The 11,229-nt window shown below is 58.6% G+C and carries 7 protein-coding genes and 2 pseudogenes; 7 read left to right on the forward strand and 2 right to left on the reverse strand.

Annotated elements, in window-relative coordinates; all coding sequences use genetic code 11:
• Positions 1-465 precede the first annotated feature (465 nt).
• Positions 466-744, forward strand: a pseudogene (locus NKH78_RS30870) (integrase core domain-containing protein); the annotation flags it as partial.
• 123 nt (positions 745-867) lie between these two features.
• Here the strand turns inward: NKH78_RS30870 and gmd are convergent.
• Positions 868-1,938 carry a GDP-mannose 4,6-dehydratase gene (gene gmd, locus NKH78_RS30875; protein WP_352474458.1) on the reverse strand — a complete coding sequence of 357 codons (1,071 nt, stop codon included), beginning with the start codon at positions 1,936-1,938 and terminating at the stop codon, positions 868-870.
• 141 nt (positions 1,939-2,079) lie between these two features.
• Positions 2,080-2,381, reverse strand: a pseudogene (locus NKH78_RS30880) (nodulation factor ABC transporter ATP-binding protein NodI); the annotation flags it as partial.
• Positions 2,382-3,269: 888 nt separating this feature from the next.
• On the opposite strand from NKH78_RS30880, the gene NKH78_RS30885 reads away from it, so the two are divergent.
• The 6 genes from NKH78_RS30885 (at position 3,270) to NKH78_RS30910 (ending at position 10,524) form a co-directional block, all read left to right on the forward strand.
• Entirely contained in the window at positions 3,270-3,632 is a 363-nt protein-coding gene (locus NKH78_RS30885; protein WP_156937465.1) for a hypothetical protein, read from the forward strand.
• 393 nt (positions 3,633-4,025) lie between these two features.
• A complete protein-coding gene (locus NKH78_RS30890) occupies positions 4,026-5,015 on the forward strand; it encodes a nodulation protein NodZ (RefSeq protein ID WP_023680057.1) in 990 nt (329 codons plus the stop codon).
• A gap of 242 nt (positions 5,016-5,257) precedes the next feature.
• Positions 5,258-6,673, forward strand: coding sequence for a mannose-1-phosphate guanylyltransferase/mannose-6-phosphate isomerase (locus NKH78_RS30895; protein ID WP_031212902.1), 1,416 nt, complete (start codon positions 5,258-5,260; stop codon positions 6,671-6,673).
• Positions 6,674-7,339: 666 nt separating this feature from the next.
• Positions 7,340-7,513: a hypothetical protein gene (locus NKH78_RS30900; protein WP_352474479.1), complete on the forward strand. Its 174-nt coding sequence runs from the start codon at positions 7,340-7,342 to the stop codon at positions 7,511-7,513.
• 347 nt (positions 7,514-7,860) lie between these two features.
• Positions 7,861-8,319: a (2Fe-2S)-binding protein gene (locus tag NKH78_RS30905; protein ID WP_352467057.1), complete on the forward strand. Its 459-nt coding sequence runs from the start codon at positions 7,861-7,863 to the stop codon at positions 8,317-8,319.
• A 3-nt stretch (positions 8,320-8,322) separates the two neighbouring features.
• Positions 8,323-10,524 carry a xanthine dehydrogenase family protein molybdopterin-binding subunit gene (locus NKH78_RS30910; protein ID WP_352474459.1) on the forward strand — a complete coding sequence of 734 codons (2,202 nt, stop codon included), beginning with the start codon at positions 8,323-8,325 and terminating at the stop codon, positions 10,522-10,524.
• Positions 10,525-11,229: the final 705 nt, after the last annotated feature.

The raw sequence follows: 11,229 nt of genomic DNA on the forward strand, positions 1-11,229 counted from the left end.
CGCCGTCATCGGGCCGTGCCGTTGACCGAGGTGGTCCCTCCGCCATGGTCGGCCGGCGCAGCCTTGACCGTCCGCGCGGGCCATCCCAATCAAGCCCGCTGGCTTCGGTCGGCGGCTTTTTATTTGATGCCCGGCGCCGTCGGCTTGGATCTAGATCCTCGCCAGTGCCGGATTGAAGGTAAGCTGCGGCGGTATGATCGCACTTCGCGCGGGACGGACCATTGGTGTGCAGCAAGAGCGCCGAGTTCATTCGGCCAAGATTCTGCACTAGGCCGAGGTAGGTGAAGGCAGATAGCTATCCGGTAATCGCTGAGATATTGGAGATAATGTTCCCCCATGGAGGTGTGTACCAGTATTATAAGTTTCCAAACTTCATGTACGAACGCCGTGGACGAGCTGCTGTGTGCGCTTGCCGTAAATCGCTTCCGCGAGTTCACAGTCGGAGGTTGGCTAGGACCCTAACGCGAGAGCTTCAACGGCCCCCTTCGCGATGAACTCCTCAACGAGACGCGGTTCACGTCCCTGGCCCAGGCCCGCGCGAGGCTCAATGTATGGCGCGCCGATTACAACGGCGCGCGTCCGCACTCGCACATCGGATGGCAGACACCCAACGAATGTGCATCGACCTTCAACCCGCGACGGTCGCTCGCGCTGCGCAACGTGAAACGCTCCGCGCCAGCACCCGTCGCGTCCACCGGCCATCAGGGCAAATCCACCCCCGGAAACGAACTCACGACTGGATAGAATTGGGGGAAACGTCAGGGCGGCCATAACTTTGCAGTCTTCAGACGCGAGGCGGCCTACAACAGCGCTGCCCACCATGCTTGTGGCCCGCGACCCACACGGCTTTTCCCTTCAGATCGTATATTATGCTTCCTTCATGATTACCGATGTCTGCATGACCTTGAGGTCTTCCCGCACCATTTCCGCGGCGAGCTCGCGCACGGATGTCTCATGCACCCAGCCGAGCTTCTCCTTCGCCTTGGTGGCATCGCCCAGGAGAAGATCGACTTCCGTGGGGCGGAAGTAGCGTGGGTCTACCTGGACTAGGCATCTGCCGGTCTCGACATCATAGCCCTTTTCGTCGACTCCCTCACCACGCCATTCGAGCGCGACGCCGACATCTTCGAAAACCCATTCGACGAATTGGCGGACAGGGGTCGTCTTGCCCGTCGCCAGCACGTAATCATCCGGTTGATCCTGCTGCATCATCATCCACATACCACGCACGTACTCACGCGCATGGCCCCAATCGCGTTGAGCATCCAGATTGCCGAGATAAAGCTTGTCCTGCTTGCCGAGGTAGATAGCAGCGGCGGCGCGGGTGATCTTGCGCGTCACAAAAGTTTCGCCGCGCAGTGGGCTTTCATGATTGAAGAGAATGCCGTTGGAAGCATGGATACCATAGGCCTCGCGATAGTTGACCACGATCCAGTAGGCGTAGAGCTTGGCGGCGGCGTAAGGGCTGCGCGGATAAAAGGGCGTTGTTTCGTTCTGCGGTACGGATTGCACGAGGCCGTAGAGCTCTGAAGTCGAGGCCTGATAGAAGCGGGTCTTGTCCTTCAGACCGAGGAGGCGGATCGCCTCAAGAAGTCGCAATGTTCCGATACCGTCGGCGTTTGCTGTGTATTCCGGCGTTTCGAACGACACCTGGACATGGCTCTGAGCGGCCAAGTTGTAAATCTCGTCTGGCTGGGATTCCTGAACTACTCGGATGAGATTAGTCGCATCAGTGAGGTCACCGTAATGCAAAATTAGGCGCGGATCGGGATCGTGCGGGTCTTGGTAGATGTCTTCGATGCGACCCGTGTTGAAGGAAGAGGAACGTCGCTTAATCCCATGAACGACGTAGCCTTTTTCCAGCAGAAGACGGGTAAGATAGGCACCATCCTGTCCCGTTATGCCCGTAACCAGAGCAACTTTCCTGTTCTCGCCCATTTTCTTCCTGCTCTATTATAGTTGAAGTTTCGACTCCGGCTCGCCACACCGCCAGCAAACTGCGGCCCGCCCCATACCCTATGGTAGGATTTCGACAGATGCGGCGCGGAGCTCGTCATTGACAGTGTCAGCCAGCGAGCACACCTGCTCCTGCTTGGAGGCATAGCAAAACAGAGTCTCGCCGCTAACCTGCCTAAGTCGCACATGCGGCCTGAGTGCCGAACTCAGCTCACGGGGTGAGCGACATAGATTTCAATCACGTCGCACCCGATTTGCTCATCAATCAGCGAGTGAGGACGCACGTCCGTTCTCAAGCACGCAGGTCGGTTGCATAGCCGCTCCGCTTCTTCCACGAAGTCGGTGGCCAGTAGAATCGTCTTGCCCTGCGCCAACAGGGCACGTAGCCATTCCCAGATAAAATGGCGGGCATGTGGGTCCAAGCCGACAACTCCACCTTACCGCTCTCTTGCGCTAACCAAGTAATCTTAATCATTGCCTGCTTCAGCGTCTTCTAATGGAAATTGTTTTGATCAGTGAAATCGATTGTTTGGATGAGGTGCATCCATAAAATGGATTGTTTGACAGGGCAGCGCGGCACATCGGCGGCACAAAGTCGTGGGCGCGAGGTTTCGCTCCGCGCGAAGACAAAGTTCGTGGCAGTCGGGGGCTTTGGGCGAACCGCACATTTGAGACGGCGGCGAAAAGCCGGGTAGGGCATTACGTATTGACCTCCAAGGAATTTCGGGCGCGCTAGCCCGAAAACGGTAGCTGGGCTTCAACGATGGGGGGACGAGGCGACCATCAAACTGTGTTTCATACTGTAGGCGATCGCAGTGCGGCGAATTTGAACGGCCGCCTTTGCCAGCCCTCGCCATCGCATCCGGCTACAGGTGCCGAAGATCTTCTCGATCCGAGTACAAATTCTGTGGATCGGTTGGTTCCAGGCGTCGAGCTTTCGGCCTCGTCGCGCCCCCACAGCGGTTGCGACGATGCGCGGCCTTCCACCCTTGGCGCGCACCGCGTCGCCGAGATGATTGCCTCGGTAGGCGCTGTCGGCAAACACTTCGCCGGGATTGTCGGGCAGAGCATCAGGAACGGCGTTGCCGTCCTCGGTGTGGGCGCCGTGACGGCGATCTCCTCGACAAGGGCCGTATCGGCGTAGGCACCGAAATGGGCTTTGAAGCAATGAAACGCTGGTCGGCGCTTGTACTTGACCCAATGGCCCTCTTCATCATCTTCGCTGGCCGAGGCGATGATCGCCGCATCGACAGGCGTGCCGATCTTCACCTGGATCGCTGAACTGGCGGGTGATCTCGGCGAACAACAGGGTCATGAACCTCAAGGGCCTGTCGAAAACGGACGAGAGCGGGTTCGCACAGGTGTCGGCTCCGACACCGAGAACCCGCAGAACCGTCGGAACGATCCTCCACATGGCTGCAGACGCCAAAATTCCTCTCTCGGCCGTCGTCGCACAGCATCGCGTGCCAGTCGCTCAGTCCGGCCGGATCGAAAGCTATCCGGTCGACACGAGTTGCGCCATGTTGGCGCACTTGAAAGCGTCAGAGGGCGCTGTGTCGCATCTTTCGATGGGACCGGACGCCATGATGGCCATAAATGACGTGGATGGCCTGCGCCTGACATTCGACGGCTGGCGGGTCCTGCACATCCGTCCTTCAGGAAACGCCCGCAAATGACATGTTACGTTGAGGCAGTTAAGAATTGGACTTGAAAAAGGGACTTTGTGGACTGCCTCGAACGGCTGTTTCGCTTAGCAAAGCGCGGCCTCGCGTCAGCAGAGGCCCATCGTCAAGGAATGCCTTAGTATCCAACACATGGATGGGCCACATCCACGCAATCAATTTTACAGATGTCGCCCGGCGCATTAGAGAACGCTGAATTTAACCGGAAGCGGGAGTACCCGGCGTCAAGATTTGCGAGCGTCACAGAGATAAGGATAGGCAGTGCAGAGGGAGCTCTTCTGCCCCACGCGCAGCCTCTACCAAATCGCCCGGCGTAACGGTCGACTAGTATCGATTAAGAGATCCCAAGCCAGATGCAACCTCGTCTCTGAAACGAAATTTCCGAAAATGCAGGTCAGTGGATTGGTAAAGCGCAGGTTCGTCGTCTCTCAGAGGCGTACGGGGTTCGGTGATTGTCTATGGTCGCTGGCGGCCGCTTGGCGCTACGCTCAGCGGTCGGGACGAACGCTAGCCGTCGACTGGCGCGGGTCCTGCTATCTCGACCAACCCTTCACAAATGCCTTTCCGGTGTTCTTCGAACCGATCAATGACATCGCTGGCGTACCGGCTATTTGCGACGACCGGATCAACGACTTTTCCTTCCCGGGTCCATTCTTCCCGGAGTGGTGGAATAGGCCAGCGATCGACTGCCTTTACCGCCCAGATGAGCAGATTTTCCAAGAGCGCGACGAGTTGGGCGAGCTCTTTCAGGCCGAACACGATGTCGAAGCGAACACAGTAGTGTGTGACGCTTGCTTGATGTGGCGCTGCGATGAGGATGCCGAGCGGCAGGTCTTCCAGAGTGTCAAGCCTCGGTCTGAAATTCAAACACGCATAAATGCCATTTACCAAGAATGTTTTGAGGGGCACAGCATCATCGGGGTTCATGTTCGACATGGTAACGGTGAAGACATCATGGACCATGCGCCCTACTGGGCCGATCCGGAGTTCGCCGTTCGACAAGTGTGCACTGCGGTTGATAAGGCTAAAGCGTTACCGCACCCCAAGCCTGTGCGGCTGTTCTTGTGCACGGACAGCGCGCAAATCCTGGATCACCTGTCGGCCAGGTTTCCCGATCTTCTCACCGTCCCCAAGCATTTCCGATCCGATCAAGACGGCCCCTTACACACTGCAGCACTTGGGATGGACGGCGCAATTTCCGCCCTCGTTGAGATGTATCTTCTCGGGCGCTGCGATACTGTAATTCGGTTTCCTCCGACGAGCGCCTTTACACGATATGCACGCCTTTTCGTACCACGCGTAATTGAGTTCGATCTGAAGGAGCCAAGTCGTTTGATTTTGATAGAAGACAGCCAAAGAATCTCTGGTCTCAGTTAAGACCCGTCACCTGCACAATTCGGCGGATGCAACCAACAGACATAGTTGAATGTCCATTTCTCATCGAGGCCATGGAAGCGTCGTACGATACCGATAGCGTCGTCATCTGAGGCCGTTCGGCAACGCGCCAGAACTTCGCTGTTACTCGGAGGCCGCAGACCAAGCCAGAGCGACGGCGATCGTGACGCTAACGCTCGAAAGGGCGCGGGCAATCACTCCAGAGACGAAATCGAGGTTGTTATATGAAAGTGGTTCCCGTCATCATCAGCGGCGGAGCCGGATCGCGGCTATGGCCCGCCTCAAGGCAATCGCACCCTAAACCTTTCCTCAAAGTGGCAGACGGGCATTCACTGATGCAGCACACTGTGTTGCGCGCCGGTTCGATAAAGGGCGTAGTGGAACTCGTCGCCGTGACATCTGGGGAACACCTCTTCCTTACCAAGGACGACTTCGACGAACTAGAGTCCGTGGTCCTGCCACGCACCTTTCTGCTCGAGCCTGAAGGCCGGGATACGGCCGCAGCCGTTGCGGCAGCCGCCATCCATGCCAAGGCGACGCAAGGCCCTGACGCGATTCTATGCGTCTTCCCAGCCGATCACATGGTTGGCAACCTGCCTGCATTTTTAGACGTCATGTGCCGGGCCATCGAACATGCGAAGCTCGGGCGGATCGCCACATTGGGCATCACCCCAACCAGACCGGACACGGCATTCGGCTATATCGAAGCGGATGGTGAGAAAGTCGTCCGTTTCGTTGAAAAACCGGATCTGGACACAGCCAAAGCCTATGTCGCGTCCAAGCGCTTCTTTTGGAACGCCGGCATTTTCTGCTTTAGCGCACAAACCATGCTCGACGAGATGGCATCGCATTGCCCCGCGGTGATCCAGGCCGTCTCCGACAGCTACGAGAACGGCCGCTTCAGTCAAGGCGAAGGCTTTGCCAAGATCGAACTCGCGCCTGAGCATTTCGGCTCCGCCCCGCGAATCTCGCTCGACTACGCTGTCATGGAGAAGACGAACAAACTTGCCGTGGTTGCCTGCGACATGGATTGGAACGACATCGGATCCTGGAACGCAATGGCCGATTTGATCGCCCCCGACGAAAGCGGGAACAGGATACGCGGCGATGTGCATATGGTCGACACGACCGGCAGCTATGTGAGCTCCGACAAGCGCGTCATCGGCACGGTCGGCGTCAGCGATCTGGTGATCGTCGATTCCCCGGACGCTTTGCTTGTCGCATCCCGCGACCGCGTTCAGGACGTCAAGAAGCTGTTCGAGGGCCTCAAGGCTTCAGGACATGAAGCTCACCTGGTCCATAGCACGGTACACCGGCCGTGGGGTACCTACACGGTTCTTGAGGAAGGCGAGCGCTTCAAGATCAAACGCATCGAGGTGAAGCCCGGTCGGCGGCTGAGCCTGCAGATGCACTATCATCGTTCGGAGCACTGGGTCGTGGTCAGCGGCTCCGCGAAAATCGTCAATGGCGAGCAGGAGTTGTTCCTGGCGACAAACGAATCAGCCTACATCCCCTGCGGCCATAAGCATCGGCTGGAGAACCCAGGCAGAATTGACCTGGTGATCATTGAAGTGCAGAGCGGCGATTATCTCGGCGAGGATGATATCGTTCGCTTCGACGACGTATATGGTCGAACGTAGATTTCACCCGCGTGACGAGAACGGTCAACGTGTCGCTGACTAATTACCACTAGGAAGCCCGTCTGCCCACTCAGGACCGGATGCTTGTGGAATCGGGAATTGACCAAGGCAGCGGCGAATGACCGCAATCGGCATCAGGGGTGGGACAAATCAACCGGAAAAGACCGGAGAGCATAGTAACGCAACACAGTCCCACTGTCGAATAGCCTTTGATATTTCTGACTTTCCAAGCACCCTCAGGGCCCACCAAAATTATATCAATGGCTTATGGCCGACTTCGCTCTGAAGTGGGCCAAATCGACCTCGCTATCCCCGCAGCACTCAGTTCGATTGTTTTCGCATGAAAACGAGCAAGGACAGGGGGAGGGCGATCTTGTGCTGGCTTCTATGTCCAATCTTGCTCCTGTTCGTCATCAGGTTGTGTGCAGCCACATAGCGCGGCTATCGCGAGGCTGGAAGGCCTCCGATCGATAGGTGCGGCGAACGGCGGCAACGAGGTGCGAATAGGATGGCTGAGCGTATGATCGAGAATACCGCAGTTGCGGTCTAGCGCGAAATGCAGCGTCTGTGACTCATCGGTCATTGCAGCGGGAATCATGACCCTAAGCCGCCCTTCATCAGCCCACCAGCGCCCAGAAGAAGGCGAAGATCCGTCACAATGCCTACCTGTACCAAGGCTTCAAGCAGTTCACCGCGAATGGGAAGACCGCCAGCCATTGCTTCTTCATTTTCGGCCATTCGCTCGCTACGAATGACGACCACATCCTTAACCGCATAGCGCGTGGCAAGTTTCTGGCACCTATGGTGAACCAGCATCCGCGGATAACCAGCGGATCATGAACCACGCGAACGAGCTAGCGGTGCAGCGCAACGAAAAATCGCCGCTTGATGTCGTCTTTTATGATGCTGCTACAGTTCATGTCTGGGGTTTAGGCTTAGAAGCGGAATGACTGCCAACCAGGTCATCGAGCCGGAAACTGACCGGCCGGTGGGCCCAAAAATGACATTCAGTTGCCTCCAGCCTTTCGACACGAGCCACTTCACGATCTCGCGATTGCCAGCTAGCGGCTTGTTGCTCGAGCTGCGCGATCCTAGTCTGTGGTCGCTATGCCTCAGCAAGAAGAGTCCGGTTCCTAGCCGGGCGGAGGCGCAACGAGATAGCCAGCTCAGGACAAGGAGAGCAAGCCATGGTCGCTTTTACCCTCAATGGCGAGGCGCGAACACTCGACGTCGATCCAGAGATGCCGCTGCTCTGGGCGATCCGTGACGGCATCGGACTCACAGGAACGAAATTCGGTTGCGGCCTTGCCCAGTGCGGCGCTTGCACGGTTCACGTTAACGGCATGCCGACGCGCTCGTGCCAGACCGCAGTCGGCGACATCGAAGGAGCCTCGATCACCACCATTGAGGGCGTGTCGGGCAAGATCGGCGAAACGGTCCAGGCCGTGTGGGCCGAGTTCGACGTACCTCAATGCGGCTATTGCCAGTCTGGCCAGATCATGTCGGCCGTGGCCCTCCTGACAGAGACGCCGAAGCCGACGGACGATGATATTGATTCGGCGATGAGCGGCAATCTCTGCCGCTGCGCCACCTATCATCGCATCCGCGCGGCCATCCACGAGACCGCCAACCGGCTGGAGACTTGAGGCATGTTGCAGTTTCTCCCGAAGCATAATGCCGTGGGGCCCACGCGGCGCCAGTTCCTCCTCGGCACGGCCGTCACCACCGCGGGCTTCGCCGTGGGCTACCGGCTAATGATGGCCGCGCCCGCCAACGCACAAACGACGCCTGCAGCGGTCCAGGCGAACCCCTTCCAGACCTATGTCGAGATCACACCGGAGAACCGAATCGTCATCCACTCGTCGCAGTTCGAGATGGGACAAGGCTCCTATTTCGGCATCGCCACCCTGGTTATGGAAGAGCTCGACGGCGCCTGGGCGCAGGTCCACGTGGTCGGCGGATATGGCAATACCGCGCTCTACGGCAATCTCGCCTGGGGCGGGGCCGCGCAGGGAACCGGTGGCTCCACGTCGATGAGCTCGTCGTGGGAGCGCTACCGCAAGGCGGGTGCTGCCGCACGGGCCATGCTGGTGGCGGCCGCGGCGCAGCGGTGGGACGTGCCAGCCGGCGAGATCACAGTCGCTTCCGGGGTCGTGTCGCACGCCTCAGGGATGCAGGCGCGCTTCGGTGACCTGGCTAAAGCCGCAGCGGGAATGCCGGTTCCCGACGACGTGCCGCTAAAGCCGCGCGACAAGTGGGCCCAGATCGGATCGGACAGCCTCAAGCGCTACGATTCCGCCGGCAAGACCAATGGCGCGCAGACCTACACGATCGACCTCAAGATAGATGGACTCAATACGGCCGTTATGATCCATCCGCCGAAGTTCGGCGCTGAGATCGAGAGCTTCGACGCCTCCAAGGCCAAGGCACTCGACGGCATTGTCGATGTCGTCCAGACGCCGCGCGGCATTGCCGTGGTCGGCAGGGACATGTGGACGGCGCTCAAGGGCCGCGATCTCGTGGAGGTGACCTGGAACGAAGAGAAGGCCGAAAGGCGCGGCACGGCCGAGATCATGGCCGAATACACTAAGGCAGCAGACGATCCGGGCGCGGCCACCGCGCGCGACGACGGTAACACTCCCGCAGCGTTGGCCAGTGCTGAGAAAGTCATCCAAGGGCACTACGAATTCCCCTATCTTGTCCATGCTTCGATCGAGCCACTCAACGCGGCCGCCCGAATCAACGAAGACGGCACCATCGACGTCTGGGGCGGACACCAGATGCCCGATCTTTATCAGGCGGCTGCCGCTCAAGTAGGCGGCACCACGCCGGACAAGGTGAGGCTGCACGTGATGAAGACCGGCGGCAGCTTCGGCCGCCGAGCGGTCTCGGACGCAGATCTCATTATCGAAGCTGTTTCCACAGCGCGTGCACTGGGACCCGGCAAGCCAGTGAAGGTGCAGTGGACCCGCGAGAACGACATGCGGGGTGGGCGGTACCGGCCGGTCTATGTGCACGCAGTCAAGGCGGGGCTCGACAAGGAAGGCAATGTCGTCGCTCTCCATGACCACATCGTGGGCCAATCGATCGCGGGCGGTTCGCCCTTTGCGGCGATGATCGAGAACGGCATCGATCCGACCTCCGTGGAGGGCGCCACCAACCTGCCCTATGCGATCCCGAACCTGAAGGTCGAGCTGACCACGACGGACGTGAACATCCCAGTGCTGTGGTGGCGTTCGGTAGGCTCCACCCACACCGCTTACGCAATGGAAACCCTGATTGATGAGCTCGCCGCCGCTGCGAACCGTGATCCGGTCGATTTCCGCTTGTCGATGCTCGGTCACCATCCACGGCATGCCGGCGTGCTGAAATTGGCTGCTGAGAAGGCAGGCTGGGACAAGCCTCTGCCGGAAGGCCGTTTCCGCGGCGTGGCCCTGCATGAAAGCCTCTCGACCTATGTCGCCGAGGTGGTGGAGATCACCTTCAACGATGCAAATGATTTCAAAGTCGACCGCGTCGTCTGCGCGGTAGATTGCGGCACCGCGATAAATCCTGACCAGATCCGCGCTCAGATGGAGGGCGGTATCGGCTTCGGGCTAGGCGCGATCCTCCAGGAGGAGCTGACCCTGACGGGCGGTGTCATAGACCAAGAGAACTACGACACCTATACGCCGCTCAGGATCGAGCAGATGCCGCGCGTCGAGGTGCACATTATGCCGTCCGACGAGCCGCCCACGGGCGTTGGCGAGCCCGGTGTGCCGCCGATCGGCCCGGCCGTCGCCAACGCGCTACGGGCGGCGACGGGCAAGACGATCCGCAAGCTGCCGATCATAAAGAACTTGTCAGCATAGCCGGGAATGACACCATGAAAACGGCCGCGATGAAGATCGCGGTCGTAGGTCGTTTTTGAACGCCTCCTGACAGGCGATCACCTCCATTCGATCAATTTCCGGCGGCTGCCCGGTCCAATATCCGGTTTAGAGACGGTAACCCGTGTTCTGAACGACCGCAGACGGTCGTTGGTGCTGGTAGCACTGAAGAACCCCTTTCGAGACGCAAATGCCGCACGCAAATGTCTCGAAAGGGTCACACTAGAGACTTTTGTACCACCTATTGCATGTCTGCTATCGCTTTCTGGGCGCGAGAAGCGGCCGGTCCTCTGACGGCCCCATAACAGGACATTGATGTCTTCGCGCTGAGCGTCAGCAGTTGGCTCTACCGCGACCTTTCTCAGGAAGGCTGCACACCGACGCGATCTTCCTTTCACCTTGCGCAAACCTCCCTTCCGAGTGAGGCGTTCAGTGCGTCGGCTTGGTGGACTGAGGCACTTCTGAGTGGGACAACAACATTGAAAAATATTGGAAAAGATTTGAATGCTCTGAAGTCCCACTGATCTCTTACCAATTGATTTTTATGGCTTTCTGAATACCCTCCGGGCCCACCATTGGCTCCTGGGTACGACCCGGAGACATGGGTAACAGAATGTACCTAAGACATGGGTGACAACCTCGTGCCGAACGGGTTGTCGATGGTCTGCAAGGTTCTCTGTTCCAGGT

The sequence above is a fragment of the Mesorhizobium sp. M0910 genome, from assembly GCF_040319465.1.
In the GTDB taxonomy this organism is placed as follows: domain Bacteria; phylum Pseudomonadota; class Alphaproteobacteria; order Rhizobiales; family Rhizobiaceae; genus Mesorhizobium.